Source organism: Sulfurospirillum diekertiae, assembly GCF_002309535.1.
Taxonomy (GTDB): Bacteria; Campylobacterota; Campylobacteria; order Campylobacterales; family Sulfurospirillaceae; genus Sulfurospirillum; species Sulfurospirillum diekertiae.
Genome location: NZ_CP023275.1, coordinates 2,584,591 through 2,601,203, shown reverse-complemented (window position 1 = coordinate 2,601,203; position 16,613 = coordinate 2,584,591). Strand labels below are relative to the sequence as shown.

13 protein-coding genes, 5 tRNA genes and 1 pseudogene are annotated in these 16,613 nt (G+C 35.7%); 1 reads left to right on the top strand and 18 read right to left on the bottom strand.

All coding sequences use genetic code 11. From position 1 onward, the window contains the following. The 8 genes and pseudogenes from SJPD1_RS13375 to SJPD1_RS13340 form a co-directional block, all read right to left on the bottom strand. Positions 1-1,989 (bottom strand): ATP-binding protein, encoded by a 1,989-nt coding sequence (locus SJPD1_RS13375; protein ID WP_096047585.1) that lies wholly within the window; start codon positions 1,987-1,989, stop codon positions 1-3. Continuing rightward, complete coding sequence (locus SJPD1_RS13370; RefSeq protein WP_096047584.1) at positions 1,986-3,029, bottom strand: SIR2 family protein; 1,044 nt, start codon at positions 3,027-3,029, stop codon at positions 1,986-1,988. The genes SJPD1_RS13375 and SJPD1_RS13370 overlap by 4 nt, the downstream gene beginning before the upstream one ends. Before the next feature lie 113 nt (positions 3,030-3,142). Next, positions 3,143-4,500 (bottom strand): annotated as a pseudogene (locus tag SJPD1_RS13365) (type I restriction-modification system subunit M). 85 nt (positions 4,501-4,585) lie between these two features. Next, positions 4,586-5,527 (bottom strand): hypothetical protein, encoded by a 942-nt coding sequence (locus SJPD1_RS13360; protein ID WP_096047583.1) that lies wholly within the window; start codon positions 5,525-5,527, stop codon positions 4,586-4,588. Positions 5,528-5,836: 309 nt separating this feature from the next. Continuing rightward, positions 5,837-6,145 carry a DUF2958 domain-containing protein gene (locus SJPD1_RS13355; RefSeq protein ID WP_096047582.1) on the bottom strand — a complete coding sequence of 103 codons (309 nt, stop codon included), beginning with the start codon at positions 6,143-6,145 and terminating at the stop codon, positions 5,837-5,839. 1 nt (position 6,146) lies between these two features. Beyond that, positions 6,147-6,800 (bottom strand): Rad52/Rad22 family DNA repair protein, encoded by a 654-nt coding sequence (locus SJPD1_RS13350; protein ID WP_096047581.1) that lies wholly within the window; start codon positions 6,798-6,800, stop codon positions 6,147-6,149. A gap of 11 nt (positions 6,801-6,811) precedes the next feature. Then, the gene (locus tag SJPD1_RS13345; protein ID WP_226372209.1) at positions 6,812-7,396 is read right to left on the bottom strand and encodes a siphovirus Gp157 family protein; all 585 of its coding nucleotides are present in this window, start codon (positions 7,394-7,396) and stop codon (positions 6,812-6,814) included. Between the two features lie 10 nt (positions 7,397-7,406). After that, the gene (locus tag SJPD1_RS13340; protein WP_096047579.1) at positions 7,407-8,225 is read right to left on the bottom strand and encodes a DUF932 domain-containing protein; all 819 of its coding nucleotides are present in this window, start codon (positions 8,223-8,225) and stop codon (positions 7,407-7,409) included. Positions 8,226-8,715: 490 nt separating this feature from the next. On the opposite strand from SJPD1_RS13340, the gene SJPD1_RS13335 reads away from it, so the two are divergent. Next, a complete protein-coding gene (locus SJPD1_RS13335; RefSeq protein WP_096047578.1) occupies positions 8,716-8,931 on the top strand; it encodes an FAD-binding protein in 216 nt (71 codons plus the stop codon). Positions 8,932-9,620: 689 nt separating this feature from the next. Here SJPD1_RS13335 and SJPD1_RS13330 read toward each other — a convergent pair. From SJPD1_RS13330 to SJPD1_RS13285, 10 genes are all read right to left on the bottom strand, one after another. Beyond that, complete coding sequence (locus SJPD1_RS13330) at positions 9,621-11,456, bottom strand: hypothetical protein (RefSeq protein ID WP_096047577.1); 1,836 nt, start codon at positions 11,454-11,456, stop codon at positions 9,621-9,623. A 267-nt stretch (positions 11,457-11,723) separates the two neighbouring features. Then, positions 11,724-11,808, bottom strand: a tRNA-Leu gene (locus SJPD1_RS13325). A gap of 48 nt (positions 11,809-11,856) precedes the next feature. Beyond that, positions 11,857-11,933 (bottom strand) — tRNA-Arg (locus SJPD1_RS13320). A gap of 16 nt (positions 11,934-11,949) precedes the next feature. Continuing rightward, positions 11,950-12,026: transfer RNA gene (locus SJPD1_RS13315), tRNA-Arg, on the bottom strand. 23 nt (positions 12,027-12,049) lie between these two features. After that, positions 12,050-12,126: transfer RNA gene (locus tag SJPD1_RS13310), tRNA-His, on the bottom strand. Positions 12,127-12,152: 26 nt separating this feature from the next. Continuing rightward, positions 12,153-12,230: transfer RNA gene (locus tag SJPD1_RS13305), tRNA-Pro, on the bottom strand. A 76-nt stretch (positions 12,231-12,306) separates the two neighbouring features. Beyond that, positions 12,307-13,098: a thiazole synthase gene (locus SJPD1_RS13300; RefSeq protein WP_096047576.1), complete on the bottom strand. Its 792-nt coding sequence runs from the start codon at positions 13,096-13,098 to the stop codon at positions 12,307-12,309. 9 nt (positions 13,099-13,107) lie between these two features. Next, positions 13,108-13,680: a phosphoribosylglycinamide formyltransferase gene (gene purN / locus SJPD1_RS13295; protein ID WP_096047575.1), complete on the bottom strand. Its 573-nt coding sequence runs from the start codon at positions 13,678-13,680 to the stop codon at positions 13,108-13,110. Continuing rightward, entirely contained in the window at positions 13,671-15,068 is a 1,398-nt protein-coding gene (locus SJPD1_RS13290) for an NAD(P)H-hydrate dehydratase (protein ID WP_096047574.1), read from the bottom strand. The genes purN and SJPD1_RS13290 overlap by 10 nt, the downstream gene beginning before the upstream one ends. Before the next feature lie 9 nt (positions 15,069-15,077). After that, positions 15,078-16,613 (bottom strand): YifB family Mg chelatase-like AAA ATPase, encoded by a 1,536-nt coding sequence (locus tag SJPD1_RS13285; protein WP_096047573.1) that lies wholly within the window; start codon positions 16,611-16,613, stop codon positions 15,078-15,080.

The following is a 16,613-nucleotide window of genomic DNA, read 5'->3' as shown; positions in this document are numbered from 1 at the left end:
TTACATTCCAGTATTTTGTATTGTTTCATTTATAATAGTATCTTTTCCAAACCATTCTTTAGAAACTTCACAGTTTTTACTATTTGGTTCAGGTTCAGATTTATATATAGTTACATGCAAAGGCATAGATACACAATTGCCAAAGATTAGTGCTTCTCCTGGAATTGATTGTTTTATTTTATTTACAAAATCATCTGAAAAATAAGGTAAGACCGCATTGATGTATCTCATATCTATTTCATTTTGTATTCTATGAATTATAAAGTTGGAACATTGAGACAGAACAGTTTCTGATAATTCAGATGGTCTTTGTGATGAAATCAATAAATATAATGAATACTTTCTACCTTCCCTTGCTATTCTCTCAAAAATATTTTCTCTTAACAAATACTTGTAATCTTTTTTTATATATCTATGTGCTTCATCCAAGACAAGATGAACAGGATTTTTTCTTCTTTCATTGCCAACTAATTCTTTTCTTTGTGAAAAAATCAATCTTGAAACTACACTTGTTAAAGTTTCTAAAATATCTATTCCTAACTCACTTGTATCTAAAATAATAAGTTGTATTTTGTCTGTATTTGCACCAAAAATATATTCCAAATATGTTTTTGGGTTTTTAACATCACTCGGAATTTCTCTCATAAAATTACAATCGTAATTATCTAAAAAATAATCCAACCGTGTCATCATGGTCGCAGTATAGCCCCTCATTTGCCTATTGCCATGAGCATCTTCTTCAAGCAAAGTAATTTCGGCAGATATTTTTAAAAATCTATAATCGAAAAATTCACCATTTTGAATTCTTTTATCTAAAACATTTTGAACATTTTCAATGTTAATTTTTTTGCTTACTACTTGTACTTCACTGCTTAATTGATTTTTATTCTCTCCATAATGAATTGTACATTTAGAACTAAGACTATTTATATCTTTGTAAAGTCCTTCTTTTTCACATCTTTGTTTTAAAGTCACATCACTATCAATAATACGTTTTATCTTTAAAATTGAAGCACCAGCTGTTGTTATTCTTGATGTATCTGTATCTGCCTGACTTAATATACTATATAAAAGTTCACATAACTTGTATCGTAAATAATTAATGAAAATTCTGCTCTCTTCATCTTCAGCAGTTGCAATCTTATAAAATCTATATGTTTCTTGGAGGACTTTATCCCAAAATGGTCTTTGGGTTGCCTCCGTTGCTAATAAAAAAGCACTCCATTCATCTAATGACATTAAAAAGTGAGGCATGAAAAAATCTTCATAACCCTCATCAATTTTTTGTTGAGCATTCATATTTGGTTTTAAAAATTTAATTGTTACTTTGCTATCAAAAAATTCTTCTTCTCCCTCTTTTTTAGGGGAAAATGCTTTTTTATACTCTCCATTCACATCAAATATAATAATTCTTGACCCTAAAGCAGAGTTGTTTTCTTTTTTTAATATGGTTTGCAAAATATGAGCTATAGTATTTGACTTTCCACTTCCAGAATTTCCCAATACTGCCGAATGTATATTAAAAAAATCATCTATTGAAATTGATATAGGATAATTAATCAAATTTTTACTTATCCCCAAATCAAAGCTTTTGTGTATGTTAGGTTCGTTTTCATCGTATTCATTAGCAAGTATGATTTGCATATCATCATTGGTTACAATATCTACATTGGTGTATAAGCTTGGATAAATTCCTACACCTAATGAAAATTTATTTTCTTTGTTTATAATCCCTATTGGTTTAAGCATAAGCTCTCTATGACCGTCTACATTGAAAGCTTTTTTTTCATTGTATAAGTCTGAATCAAAAATAGAAACAACTTCACAGATTATTGATTCACCTATCGCATTAACAGTTTTTAAATAGCTACCAATATTTCCGAAATAATAGGTATCTCCATTAAGATTTACAGACCCACCTGTAATCTCTGAAAAAATTTTTACTTTAAACTGATTAAAGTTTATAGAGACTACTTTTCCTATATTCATGACTTTGTCTCTTCTCTTTTTCTTTCTTTACTTAATGCATCGACAAAACTTTTTAAAATTTCTTCACTTTTATCTTCATTGAGATTCGGAATGAGTTCATTGACAATGTATTTAAAATAATGTATTTTCTTGTCATCATCTTTATCTGAAACAACCGTTTCATCTTTCCCATAAATTTTGTAAATTCTTTTATCATTGATTTTAAAAATTGATTTATCTGGATAATTACCAAATACTATTATTGATAAAGATGAATTTGTCGATAGTGCTTGATAAATTATATTATTAAGATGCTCATCACTAAAGCTATATCCAATAACAAAAAGTACGCTATTTTGGAGTAATAATTTTCTTTGAAATTCCCTAATAATGTCCGAATATGGCGCTGTTAGACTTTTACCTTGTTTTAAAGGATTTGGATAAATCAATACATTCTTATCACCAGATTCATACTCTTTATTAATATTGATTTCTTTGATATTAAATAAAGCATTGCCTTCTTCTTCAATCCAGTTAATAGAGCCATGTAATTTATATAGATAGATCATATTATCTAAAGGCTCATATTTTTCAATACTCTCTTCAATTTTTTTAGAAAAGGTGTAGCTAAATCTAGCAGGATTAAAATATTTATCTAACCCTCCACCAAATCCGTTATTAAAATTAATATTCAACTTATCTAGTACTCTTTCGTTAAAAAGATCATTATTAGTAGTGAAGATATTCACTCTATTAAAGTCTTTACTTCTATATGTGATTTTGTGATAAAAAGTTTCATATTGTTTTATGGTTTCTTCATGTGAACCATAAAATATATCTACATTAATTCCATCAAATATTGTTTTTTCTATTATCTTAATAAGCGTTTCTGTATCTGAATCTTCTTCTTTTATACCCTTTTGATATTCTCTTTTGGAGTATAAAACTCCCAAGACACTTTCAAGATTATTGTCAGTATTAGAAATCAGTGTTTGAAATATTTTTAAAGTAGCTTGATTTGCAGATAGTTGTTTTTCAATCTTTTCTATAAAGTTTTTCATAGTTGGGATGGAACCAGAACTAACACCTGCTCCAAATAAGAAATGTATATTTTTTATGTTTAGAAAATCTGTGATTTTTTGCTTGACAAAAGCAAGCTTTTTACCTGTATCAGTTAATTTATTTTATCTTCCAACCCCACATATCGCCCAGGAGTCAGCGCATAGCCAAGTGTCAGTACTTCTTCTATACTTGCACTTTTACAAAAACCTTTGATGTCTTCGTAGTTTTCTCCGAGTTTCCATTTGTGATAAGTAGATGCTATTTGCGCTATGTCTGCTTCGCTAAAATCTTTGTTGCGTCTGTTGATAAGATGTCCTACATTTCTTGCATCTATAAAGAGGATGTCATTAGTTTTTTTATTTTTTTTGATAAACCAAAGACAAGCGGGAATTTGAGTGTTAAAAAAGAGTTTTGCAGGAAGATTGACGATACAATCGATAAGATTGTTCTCAATGAGTTGTTTTCGTATCTCTCCCTCGTTGCTTGAGTTACTTGTTAAGCTTCCCTTGGCGAGAACAAATCCTGCGATGCCATTTTGAGAGAGTTTTGAGACCATGTGAAGTATCCAACCGTAGTTTGCATTTGATGCAAAGGTACTTCATAGCCTGCCCATCTTGGATCATCAAGCAGTTCATTCACACCTCGCCACTCCTTTTGGTTAAAAGGTGGATTTGCCATGATGTAGTCAGCTTTGAGGTCTGGGTGCTGGTCTTTGAAAAAGCTATCGGCAGGGACTGCTCCAAGATTTGCAGATATACCTCTGATGGCTAAGTTCATTTTGGCAAGTTTATACGTCGTTGCTGTGAACTCTTGCCCATAGATAGAGATATCTTTTTTATTGCCTTTATGTGCTTCTATAAACTTGAGGGATTGTACAAACATACCACCGCTTCCACAAGCAGGATCATAGATTTTCCCTTTGTAAGGCTCTATCATATTGGCTATCAAATTGACGATAGATTTTGGAGTATAGAACTGTCCACCAAGCTTGCCTTCTGCAAGCGCAAATTCACCCAAGAAGTATTCATAAACACGTCCGACGACATCATGCCCTTTATCTTCTAGCGTGTTGATGTTATTGATCGTGTCGATAAGGGAAGAGAGCTTACTCGCATCAAGACCAAGTCTTGAAAAGTAGTTATCTGGCAGTGCCCCTTTGAGGGAAGGGTTTGTTTTTTCAATGCTTGCAAGGGCGGTATCTATTTTGAGGGCGATATCATCTTGTTTAGCGTTTTGTTTTATATATGACCATCGTGAAGTTTCAGGAAGGTAAAAAACATTATCCATAGTGTAAAACTCAACCATATCGATAAATGCTTCTTTACCTTCTGCTAAGAGCTTTTCTCTTCTTTCTTCAAATGTATCACTGACAAATTTTAAAAAAATAAGTCCTAAAACAATATGCTTGTATTCACTTGATTCAACAGAACCTCTGAGCTTATTTGCACTCTCCCAGAGAGTCTCTTCCATTGATTTTTGATTTTTTTCTTTTGCCATTGCCCCATAATCCTAACATACAACTGAATATTTTATATTTTATCATAATACGCATATCTTAAAAAGTATTTCTGACCGTATTATGGAAATTTTGCATAGATAAGTCATACATGAACCACACATTTAAATCATTGATACTTAAAAGCTGTTCTAAAAAAGATTTAATTTTTGTTATATCTGGATAAAGTCTATATTTTTCAAGATCTAGCCTATCTATCTCTCTTTTGCGAAACAGTTTATATTTTTCATATGCTTCTATTGTACGGGTTTTTTCATAGCTGTTTTTAAAATACATTACATAGTATCGGCTAAGAGCTTTGTCAATCGAAGTGATGTCAAAGCGATACTTATGAAAGTATTTTGGTTGTAGTTTTAGCTCAAAACGTGTAACATTCCTAGAGAGATGTTCTTTAAGGCTTTTATCATATGTATAGGCTCTTAGTACGGCTTTTTCTAAATTTTTTGATGGTATTTTTTCAATATAAGTTGTATTTGCATATGCTTGCATATCGCTTGGTCTATAATAGTCAGTTTTAGGAGATTTTTTAACACATAATGCCAGTAAATGGTGAAATGTACACTCTGCATCTATGCATACATCAAGTTCTGTTAATTTAAAAATTATGTTACGTGTGTTGAAAAAAGCACATATTTTTAGTAAGCAATAGTGCGATATAAAGTCAATTTTTTCATCGTATCTGCACAATCCTGCAAGCTTAACACTAATATAATATTTTTGTGTATAGCCAACAATACCATTGATGCGTTCATTAAAAGATCCTGTTGTAATAGTGGCGATCGTTGTATTGTGAGAATAGATAAAATAATCTCTTTTAAGAAAATGACTATACATATTTGCAGGATACTTTTTTTGTTGTATATAAAGTATTCCTGATGCCGCTAATGTGCTCATTAACATATCTAAAACTTCTCGTTGCTGCAATGCAGTACAAAAATCTGATTGCAATCTTACGGTATCAATGACGGTATTGTAGTTCATCTTTATCCCTTTAAATATGAGTATAAAGATAAATCAAATGTGCGCTAGTATCTTCATAGTGAAGTTATATTTGGTATCACATATAACCCCTATATTATACGTGTGTCTTTTTACTTAGCATATCTTGTGTTTTTTAGAAGAAGTCATGTTTCAAAAAACCTTATGAAGAAAGTTGTTAATAGCGCATTCGTTTATCTCTCAATTCATTGGGAGAGTGCAAAAAAATATTTGTGTGTAGTTTGATCGTAGCAAAGGAACTTAGCCTTTGCTACAATAGAGATGCTAGTTTGTTTGCAACGAATCTGTGCTTCATTCGTACTTTTTGTGTATTTGAGATAACAACGTAGGTTTAAACTGTAGATCACGCTCAACTGCCAAACCTAAAAACCCCTTGATGGTTCTCAATTCCTTTAAACTAAAATAGCCTAATTCATTTTCAACTCCTTGCACATAACCATAGCATGTATCCATATCTTCTTTGAAAAGCTCAATCACATACCATGTCCAATTTGAGTCAGGTGTAAAAAGCTTAATATGGCACAGTGGATCTTTTGTGTCTTCCGTTTGGTAGAGTGTTGGGATACTATCACGTAGTGAGATTGGTATGAGTTCATCCATCTTATGCCGCCTGTTGCTCTAAAGGTTTACACCAATGCTTCGAGCGTCCATCCCACTTAAAGCCACACGCTTTAATGGTGTCTTTTTTCGCAAAAATATCATCTCCCATGACAATGAGGTTTTGTCCTTGTTGCATAACACTCAAGCCTAAATTGGAAAGTTTGGAATAATCTTGTGGGATAGCGTTCACTTTGTTAGAGGGTTGTGGTTGTTGAGAATTCTGATGTTGTCTGCTTTTATCGTAGAGTGAATTACCAAACTGATTCCCAAAGCTTCGCATGGCACGTTTGAGTGCATCCGTGACCGCTTCTTTAGCCGCGCTTTCATGTGCATCGGAGAGTGTCTTGGCAATACCTGTACCAAAGCCTACGTCTTCTCTGCTGATATGTTGTGTATGTTGTGCATCACATACTTTTATAGCAACAATGGCTTTATAACAGAGGACAATGTTTTGATTTTGGTTAGACTCTTGCGATACTTGCTCCAGAGTGGAGATGTTATAACTCCAATTGCCATAACCAAAGATACGATTAGCTGTTTCAATGACATCAAACCCCTCTAGGTAGGAAAGCTCAATATCTCCTTTTGAGCGACTTTTGATTCGGGTGTTTTCAAGCTCTTGTGTAAGAGCTTGATTTTGTTGTTGATCAAACATGCTTTTTCTCCTTATGCTGCTTCAACGATATTGAGTAGTTCTTCTGCTTGCGTACCCAGTCCTATACGCTTTGCATTGACCTTTACTTTGGCAGGTGTCTTTGTCGTATTGGTTTCACTCTTCACAAACTCTGCTAACTCCTCTTTGCCTTCATCACTCATCATTGCTTGCTCAATTGCTTCCACATCGGGTTGGTATTTGATATAGCCTAAACGCATGACCGCTTCATGATCTAAGATCGTGAAGGATGTTTGTGTACTGGATGTTTCATTACTAAGTGTCAGAGAGCTAATGATGTTTCCATCAATACGATCAACACCATTTTCTAAGAACACTGTAGCAATGATCTCTTTTGCAATTTCAAGCGACTCAGAGAGCCTCTTTTTGAGGTTTTGAAGCTCTTTAATATCGTTGGCGAGGGTGTCAATCTTTGATTTAATCTCTTGAAGCGATAAACCCACATAATCCGCTCTTTGATAGTAGGGCTTGGCGGTATCTTGAAGAATGGAATGGACATAGTCTGAAAAGTACTGTGTGGATTTAGATGTTGCTAAACTTTCAATGTGTGTTTGCAGTTGGTAATTGAGCAATTTCATCATTCATCCTTTATGCTGCTATCATCAGAGAAGGTGTTTTCAAATCAGCCACCATTTGAACAATAGAGAAGAGTTCTTTGTTCATCTTGAGATTGGCATCAATGGCAGTAATTGCTTTAGAGGTAAAGGTTTTCCCTGTTACCTTGTTTGATCCTTTGATGCCCCCTCGAATAATGGCTTCTTGCACACGGTTAAAGACGTTCCACAGTGTAGGAGCTTCATCTTCGTCTCTTTGTACGTGTAAGAACTCTTTAAAGTCCACACTATGCACTTCTTTATCAAATCGAATATCCAGTGCTGCTTTGGCAAACGAGTGTTGCTCTGCAACAGATAGCTCAATGGCTTTGAAGGTTTCAATCTCTTCTTGAATACATGGCATATGTGAGGTGACTTCATCAATGGCTGTGTGTATTTTTTCAAAGTTAAAACCAGCGTGAATAATGGAGTGATGTGAAAAGGTGTGTGATGGCACAACGAGCATATTCGCACACACAAGGCGGAAGATGGCGAGATCGACACTAAAAGAGGATGTTCGATTGTGCGAATTGGTAAGCACAATATCCGCATACTCTTCATTGGCACTGGGACGTAAAAGATGCTCTAGGCTTCTAAACTGAATGATATGTTTTTGGTAGCCTTTGTTCTCATGATTGCGTACACGACTTTCACCTGCCATAATGGGGTAATAGCCTGCGTGTCTGAATGTATCCAACACAGAATAGGTTGGTACAAAAGCATATTTATCGGAAACGCCTTCAATAGGGTTTTCTGAAAAGATAGAGGGTGCTTGTGCTCTTAATTGCTCATTCGTAAGTGGTTTTGTTTGCATAGTAATTTCCTTTTAGGTATAAAAATCAATGTTGAAAGTCTTATAGACTAAAGCTTTATTTGTTTGAATTAAGCGTCTCTTTTATTGCGGTTGCTATTGCAATCACTAAGGTTAAAATGACGGACGGTTCCATCTTCTACACTCCTGATAGTGGGTTACAATATGAATGACGAGGGGTAAAAGCAGTATTAGCATCTGGCATTTACACTTCTTTGGTTTTTGAAATGACTTCGTTTTCATAACACATCCCCCATCTTCCATTTTCCAACCAAAGCTAAGCTCATTAGTTTGGTATGGAATGTGACATTTTCATCCTCTGCTCGCATAGATCTCCTTTTTATTTAGTGTTGTGTGGGAGTTAGAAGAATAGGCTCTATTCTTCTTTCTATGGTGATGATATGTGGTTGAAAAAAAGTGGAAATAAAGATGTGAATAAAATTTTTGAAGAACCTCATTGTTTGATAAAAATTGAACAGTTGAGGAGCCTACAGTGAAAACTAACTACGATGAGTTAATCCCAAAAGGCGTGATTTTTAATTTGAAAGAAATTGAGGAGATGAATATAATCAAAATAGATATGGCAAAGAAGCTTATATCGAAGAATGAAATTGAAGTTGTCAAAATAGGGAATAAGCTCCATATTTCTAGGTCAGAGCTTATATGCTATCTTGAAGCTAATACAATTGTGGCATATTTTAACAATTAGTGTACAAAATAACTAACGAGTAAATTTATATACTTAGCTACTTACAATCAAATTAATATGGGCATATCTATAAATACAACAGAATTTTTTATGCATAACTCACTGTATAGCAGTTTTGCTATACAGTAAGTTTTTCTTTATCTTATTTTAAAAGAGGTACAAGAATTTATTAGCCTCAAGTACAATCCAGTACATATCCAAAGTACATATCCAAAGTACGTTTGGTTTATCTTGCCCGAAAATCAGTTTAAACAAATATTAGAGAGCTGGTTAACGAAGTGGAGGAATGATCTGACTACACTGATGAGGATACAGAAATGACAATAATCGTTATAGGCTGCATAAGTCATTGAATAATAAATAGTTCTAGTGTGAAATTTTTTAGAAGTTAGTGGATTCTATTTTGAGTATATAAAGTATAGATATCCAATTATTTATACTTTATACATACATTTAGTTATAAAATCGATAATATGCTTATTTTAAGCCTATCATAAATATTATTGTATATATAGGACTTTGATAGGAATATATTAGGATTTACATAAAACATTAGTAGGAATAGAATATATTATGTATGGAATTTTATAAGTATAAGAAAAATAAATTATGTTTTCAATTTCTATTTTGTCATGGTTATACAAGAGTGGGGCAGAAATGGAGGATAGGAAAAGAACAGTTGATAGAGATTACACAATTTGATATCTTTTTTTACCTTTGTATTTACTTTTGTCATTTGGTGCTTTTTTAAACATTGGTGCTTTTTCTTTTAAGATTTCTAGGAAGATACTATTGTCCGAAAAAATTATTTCATCAAACATAATATTAAAATATGTACTCAGCAATGGTTGAGCAATCATTTTATTTTGAAAGTTGTATTGGAATTCTTCATATAAATCAGAATCTTCTTGTTCAATTTTTACAAATGAATTTAAATTATTTGAACGAATAGCATTTATAAATTCTTCAATTTGTTTATTGAGTTTTTTTGTTTTTAAAATTCCATTTTTCATTGTTGACAAGATATCTTTTTCTTCTGTATGAATTATCTTATAATAATTTTTGTCTACAGGGTAAACTGCTAAGATATCAGAAAAATCATCTAAATTATCAAAAATATTTTCTTTTAACAAAATGCGGTTAATATTCATTTTTTTTAAGATAGTGTCTAAATGTTTTACTTGAAATACCACACAGCGTGTATAGCTATCTTTTAAAAAGGAATAAGGAGTATCACTACTAGATGTCACTATGAGCTCACCATTTATAAAACTTTCATGATTCTCCCAAGCATCATGAGTTGTTTTATATTTTGGACTTAAAATTTCTAAGACTAAATTGCTAATTCTTTTATGATTAGTATTTGATGTTGAAATATTGCTAATATGATAAAAAATTTTGTCTCTAATAAGAGAATCATTTGTATTTTGTAGGGTTTTATCATTGATTATGCTCAAATATTTATTTCTATATGCAAATATAGGTTTGATAATATCATAGATAAATGTGTTTGTTGTTTCTTCATCTCCAATAAGCACCAAACACGCTTTTGAGCTACATAAGTTTTGGAAAAAATTGGCTAACCAATGTATGATAAAACTAAATTGATCTTCATTTTGAGATAGTTGTTTTATAAATTGAACGATTATTCCTTTTTTAATATCTACAGTTTCAATTGGCTTTAAATGTCTTTTTTTTAAAAAAGTTGTGTACTCAAAAGTATTTTGATATAGTGTATTGTTGGAAATATCTTGAAATTCCCACCCTATAGAAGGATTAAATACCTCCATTTTCACCATAGGTAATAATGAGATAATTAAATAGTCTTTCTTGGCTTCTGGGTGTTTAATATCATTTGTACTGTCATAAATTTCAATATCTCTATTTAATAATTTTGTAAGATAATCAGATAACTTTGCTTTATCAGTTTTTTGATTATTTTCAAACGGATTTACCTTAAAATATAAAGTAGAATTTTTGCAATCTTTCCAAATCATAATCCCTTGACGAACTAGTTCATCATAAACATTCTTATGCTGCATCTGGAGATTTAATTTTTTATTTATAAATTTTTTATAATTTTGCTGGGATTGCTTGTATATAAAGTCATAATTCTTATTGGGTAACTTGTAGGAGTTTTGTATTTGTTTAAACTTGTAGTCATCATGAGGGGAAAAATTATAGTCACCATTTGTTAATTGTATAGATATTCGACTTAATGCACCTTCGAGAAGTTCTTTGTCTGGTGAAGAGTTTATATTAAAGTTATAACCATCTCCTGTTCTTTTTAGCATAGATTCAAGAATGTCCAATATTAAAGATTTTGGATTATTAAAATCAAAGTAGTTAACTTCTAACTCTTCTCCTGAATTCATTAATATTATTTTTTCATGAATCTCATATACTGTCTCTGAAATTAATTTATTATACTTATCATTGTCTATATAATCAAAAAAATTTTCAAATAACTTTTTTGATATATCCAAAAATAAATTCGCAAGACTATTTTCTTTACAATCTGACATTTATATTTTAGCCTCTATTCGTTTGAAATATATTTTACGATAAGAATGATGTCAAGTGTATTAAATGTAGTTAATGTTGATAATTGGAGTTAAACTGAAAAGTAGTAAAGAGGTTAATTTTGAATCCAATAAGTTGGTCAAACTTTTTAAAGATCTAGGAACAAATAATATCATTAGATTTTTAATGTGTACCCTAATGTGTACTTTTTTGATTTTGGAAATGAAAGTAATTTTTAATTTTTTGTTTGAAAGTCCCTAAAATAGGGATGGTGCGGATAAAGAGACTCGAACTCCCATGCCTCTCGGCACCAGATCCTAAGTCTGGCGTGTCTACCAATTTCACCATATCCGCACACAACAGTAGTAAATTTTGCGAAGCAAAAGCTTCGTCTTAAAAGGGTGGTACGCCCTACACGATTCGAACGTGTGACCTACGCCTTAGAAGGGCGTTGCTCTATCCAGCTGAGCTAAGAGCGCATCTTCTCGGTTTAGGTGGTGCGCTCGAAAGGAGTCGAACCTACAACCTACGGATCCGAAGTCCGTTGCTCTATCCAATTGAGCTACGAGCGCATAAACCGCGCCACACAAAACAATGGGGTGAGTGATGGGGATCGAACCCACGACCCTCAGAACCACAACCTGATGCTCTAACCGACTGAGCTACACTCACCATCTAATTTAATTCTGAGAAATAAGTGGTCGGGGCGAAAGGATTCGAACCTTCGACCCCCTGGTCCCAAACCAGGTGCGCTGACCAGACTGCGCTACGCCCCGACATTTAAAAAAACCTATTGGTCTTTTTAAGGCTGAAATTCTAGCCAAAATCCAGCCTTTTGTCAAGGAAAAGTTTTTAGGCTTTGTTGGAAAACTCGATCAGTCCCTCCGTCGGTGAGCTAGCGGTTGCAAAAGGCTTCTTGGCAATGCGTCCAGCAAGGAAGCTAGCACGTCCTGCAAGTACGGCGTGTTTCATGGCTTCCGCCATTAAAATAGGGTTTTTAGCTTGTGCAATGGCGGTATTGGTCAGTACGCCATCGGCTCCTATTTCCATTGCAATTGCAGCGTCACTCGCACAGCCAATGCCTGCATCAACAATCACGGGGATTTTAATCGCTTCTTTGATGAAAAGAACATTGTAGCGGTTTTGGATACCAAGACCACTGCCAATAGGTGACGCCAAAGGCATGACAGCAGCACTTCCCGCATTTTCGAGTCGTTTTGCCATGATCGGATCGTCATTGGTGTAGGTCATGATGGTAAAGCCATCTTTGGCGAGGACTTCGCAGGCTTTAAGGGTTTCCATCACATCTGGATAGAGTGTTTTGGTCGTATCGCCGATGACTTCGAGTTTGATTAGATCAAGTCCTGTCGCTTCTCGAACCATACGAAAAAGCGTGATAGCATCTTCGGCGGTGGTACATCCAGCAGAGTTTGGAAGTAGCTTAATATCCGTACCTTTGAAGTAATCCATCAGATTTTCTTCATTCGGATTGGTGATGTTGACACGACGTACCGCTACGGTGATGAGTTTTGAGCCACTCGCGAGCGTTGCATCTTTCGTCGTTTGAAAGTCAGGGTATTTACCGCTTCCGACGATCAAACGGCTTGCAAATTCAATATTGCCTACTTTGAGGATATCATTCATTTTTCGTTCCTAATTGAGTAATTTTTTCACGGTTTCGGGAAGAAGATCGTGTTCTAAAGCGTGGATTTTGGCTTCAAATGCTTCCAAATTCATACCTTCAACTTTCTCGAAACAGCGTTGTGCAATGATCTCACCGCCATCAAGCTCTTCGCTGACGTAGTGAACGCTGATACCTGCGACTTTCATGGGCGAATCAAAGCTCTCTTTTATAGCATTGCCTCCCTTAAAAAGGGGAAGGAGTGAGGGATGTAAATTGATCGCTTTAACATGCGCTGTAAAATAAGGCGTGAGAAAACGCATAAAACCAGCCAGTACGGTCAGTTCAGCACCGCTTTTGTGGATAGCTTCCACCAGGGCTTTATCAAAGGACTCACGGCTCGTAAAAAGTGTGTGATCGATGATGAGAGGTTCTATACCATAGGCACGTGATTTTTCAATTCCTGCGGCGTTAGGGCGGTTGCAAATGGTGGTAGCCACTTCAATTTTACAGTGTTCAAAGACTTTGTTGTGAAGTGAGGCAAGTAATTTTTCCAAATTACTCCCTTCTCCACTAAATAAAATAGCAATTTTCTTTATAACCATTTAAGACCTTTACAAATATCTAAGGGCGTGAGTGCAAAATTATTACATGTAAACGCTCGGGAGACGAGGGCATGCGCTAAAGAGCCACTGATCGCCGCATCTTTAGGGCTGTATCCTTGAGCAATCAGCGCTGCGATCATACCTGCAAGCACGTCACCACTGCCGCCTTTTGCCAAAGCTTGTGTGCCATAAGTGTTGATGAAAAGCTCGCCATTGTGCGCGATGATGGTGTTTGCACCTTTGAGGACAAGAACGACGTGGGGAAAGGCAAGGCTGAAGCGTTTGGCATGCTCAAAGCGGTTAGCTTGGATTATTTCAACGCTGATGTGCTCTTTACATGTAAGCTTTAAAATCGCGCTAAATTCTTTGGGATGTGGAGTTAAAACGACGGGCTTTTGGGAGGCAATAATCTCCACGATCAGTGGATGATGCGACAATGAGGCATCGATAACCAGCGGTAAATCATTGGAGAGCAAAAGTGTTTTAAGTGCTATTTCATCAAAAGGCATCTCAAGCCCCATGCCGGCAACGACCACATTGGCATTTTTGGGCAGTGTTTCACTGTTCATCAGATAAAGAGGCAATTTCTTAGGTTTTTCACCTATGAGTGTTACCAGTCCTGCACCAAAATGAAATGCTCCCATGCCTGCAAGTCGTGCCGCTCCCTCTTTAGAACCTTGCACAATCGCAACATGTCCAAAGGTGCCTTTATTGGCATTTTTTTTGACACGAATCGGCAGTTTAAGATCGCTTTTACGAAGCAGAAAGAGAGGACTTAGCGTTTCATATTGACTGCGGGAAACACCAAGCTTGGCGACTTTGATATCGCCTACGGCATCTTTAACATTATCGTTTAAAAGCCCTAGTTTCAAGGCACCCATTGTGATGGTTTCATTGGCTTGAAAGATCACAGAACTGAGTGTTAAATTACTCAAAATACCGCTGGGAATATCGCAGGCAATCTTGTAACCTTTTCGCGTATTGAGCGTTTCAAGCAGTTTACATGTAAACGTATCCAAAGGACGATTGAGTCCTGCACCGAAGAGTGCATCGACGTAAATGTCGGCATTTATGAGTTCGTCTACAATAACAACGCCCACTTTTTTAGCGCGTTCAAGTTGGCATTTGGCAAGGTCAGATTTGAGCTCAAAGGGGAGATAAATACTGATATTGTACGCACCATGAAGCAAACGTGCGGCGACAATGCCATCGGCCCCGTTATTTCCCATGCCGCAGATAAAAAGTGCACTTTTTTTACATGTAAGCTTTTTTTTCACCGCGCGAGCAAGCGCAGATCCTGCATGCTCCATTAAAATTTCAGGGGTTAAACCAAAGGTTGTGTAACAACGCTCATCTAGACTAGCGGTCTCTTCATAGACGTACTGCATCGGTTTCTCCTAACGCTTACGGAAGCTCAGAGCTTCTAAAAGATGCTCTTGCAAGATCAATTCACTCTGCGCCAAATCGGCGATGGAGCGCGCAATGCGAAGCACTTTGTGAATGCTTCTCTGACTCAGCCCCAAGCGATTTTGCACCATCTCTAAACTCTCACTGGCTTTGGCTTCGAGGGTGCAAAAACGCATGGTATTGGACTCATCCAATTTACCATTGAGCTCATTTTGTCCACGTTTTTTTTGCATGACAAAGGCTTGTAAGACCTGATCAAACATCTCGTGTGAACTAAGACCTTGCTCTTTTGAACTCTCTTCGCTCATCTGAATATAAAGATCAATGCGATCCATTATGGGCTCAGAAATACGGTTTTTATAGCGACTGATCTCGACTTCAGAGCAGCGGCACTCATGCGTTTGGCTGAAAAGATTCCCACATGGGCAAGGATTTTGAGCGGCGGCAAAGAGAAATTTGGTTGCGTAGCTTACTTTGGTATTGACCCGTGAAATGAGGACTCGATGATCTTCTAAAGGTTCTCTCAGGCTTTCTAAAACGGTCTTAGAAAAGTTGGGAAACTCGTCAAAAAATAAGACGCCATTGTGAGCGAGGGCAATTTCACCTGCACGGCTTTGAGAACTACCTCCGCCAAAGATGGATGGGCGTGAAGAGGTGTGGTGAGGCGCTCTAAAAGGGCGCAGAGGGCTGAGCTCAACATCCTCTTCTTGAAGTGATTGATAGGCGTTTGATTCCAAAATTTCTTCAATGCTTTGAGGAGGCAAAATGTAGCGAAGACGTTTGATGCTCATACTTTTGCCACACCCTGGGCTTCCTTCCATCAAAAGGTTGTGCATGCCAGCAGCAGCGATTACCATCGCACGTTTGGCGCGGTGTTGACCTAAGACGTCGCTAAAATCAAGGGGAAACTGTGTAGCGTAAAAATAGCGTTTGGTATCAATGTCTAAGTGATTTTCACAAAAACTTTGGTGGGGCATTGGCGCTTCTGTTTCAAAGCGTTTTTCTTTAAAAAAAAGCAGCGCTTCTTTCAGTGTTTCAACCCCAAAAGCCTCAATATTGGGAATTTGTTGTACTTTGCGCAATAGCTCACTAGGAACGAGAACTCGAAGATCGGGTGTATGCGCCGCCAAGGAGAGAATAATAGGGAATATGGAGTTAGTTTTTTTGATTTTACCATCAAGCCCTAGCTCGCCAAAGATGAAAAAATCTTTACATGTAAAGCGTTCTTTTTGAATGGCAATCAGCAGAGCCGTTACCAAATCAAAATGGCTTCCCTCTTTTTTAAGATCGGAGGGTGAGAGATTAATGGTAATCTTTTGAGCAGGAAATTGAAAATCGATGCTTGCAAGAGCTGATTTGATGCGTTCACGTGACTCTTGGATAGAAATATCGGTAAGTCCAACAATATTAAATCCAGGAAGTGCCCGCACCAAAGTTGATTCTACATCGACTTCATGGGCTTTATTGCCGTATAATGTTGCGCATTTTGCATGTTTAACTTTGGATAGAGCAACTGCTTCTTCCAC

Coding starts and splice junctions, on each gene's coding strand:
- SJPD1_RS13360 (WP_096047583.1), bottom strand. CDS start 5,527: ATGAACTACAATACCGTCATTGATACCGTAAGATTGCAATCAGATTTT.
- SJPD1_RS13355 (WP_096047582.1), bottom strand. CDS start 6,145: ATGGATGAACTCATACCAATCTCACTACGTGATAGTATCCCAACACTC.
- SJPD1_RS13370 (WP_096047584.1), bottom strand. CDS start 3,029: ATGAAAAACTTTATAGAAAAGATTGAAAAACAACTATCTGCAAATCAA.
- purN (WP_096047575.1), bottom strand. CDS start 13,680: ATGGTTATAAAGAAAATTGCTATTTTATTTAGTGGAGAAGGGAGTAAT.
- SJPD1_RS13340 (WP_096047579.1), bottom strand. CDS start 8,225: ATGCAAACAAAACCACTTACGAATGAGCAATTAAGAGCACAAGCACCC.
- SJPD1_RS13290 (WP_096047574.1), bottom strand. CDS start 15,068: ATGCAGTACGTCTATGAAGAGACCGCTAGTCTAGATGAGCGTTGTTAC.
- SJPD1_RS13345 (WP_226372209.1), bottom strand. CDS start 7,396: ATGAAATTGCTCAATTACCAACTGCAAACACACATTGAAAGTTTAGCA.
- SJPD1_RS13300 (WP_096047576.1), bottom strand. CDS start 13,098: ATGAATGATATCCTCAAAGTAGGCAATATTGAATTTGCAAGCCGTTTG.
- SJPD1_RS13375 (WP_096047585.1), bottom strand. CDS start 1,989: ATGAATATAGGAAAAGTAGTCTCTATAAACTTTAATCAGTTTAAAGTA.
- SJPD1_RS13350 (WP_096047581.1), bottom strand. CDS start 6,800: ATGTTTGATCAACAACAAAATCAAGCTCTTACACAAGAGCTTGAAAAC.
- SJPD1_RS13330 (WP_096047577.1), bottom strand. CDS start 11,456: ATGTCAGATTGTAAAGAAAATAGTCTTGCGAATTTATTTTTGGATATA.